At 53.2% G+C, this 312-nt stretch carries 1 pseudogene; it reads right to left on the minus strand.

Going from position 1 to position 312, the window contains the following annotated elements:
• Positions 1 to 312 (minus strand): annotated as a pseudogene (locus tag AB9F29_RS21885) (sulfite exporter TauE/SafE family protein); the annotation flags it as partial.

The raw sequence follows: 312 nt of genomic DNA on the forward strand, positions 1-312 counted from the left end.
TCCCCAAGAGCATTCCCAACAGGGCGGGTGCCAACATAAGCGCAGAAAACGACCCCGTACTTACGGTAAAGACGCCCGACTTAATATGGGCGAGTAAAAGAACCACCGCGCCCGCCACATAGATGACGCCTTGAACGCGGATTTGCTCTTTTTTTTCGGTTCCAATGGCCGTCAGATAGGCCACAGTGGGCGGCCCCCAAATCCCAGATAGCCCGCCGGTAAAGCCAGCTACACATCAAATGATGACCTCTGCGCGCTTGCGATGCTCCTTCTTGATAGACAGATGCCAACCCAAAATTTGCGTAATCGAAA

Origin of the sequence: Falsihalocynthiibacter sp. S25ZX9 (assembly GCF_041205405.1) — a bacterium.
Taxonomy (GTDB): Bacteria; Pseudomonadota; Alphaproteobacteria; order Rhodobacterales; family Rhodobacteraceae; genus Falsihalocynthiibacter; species Falsihalocynthiibacter arcticus.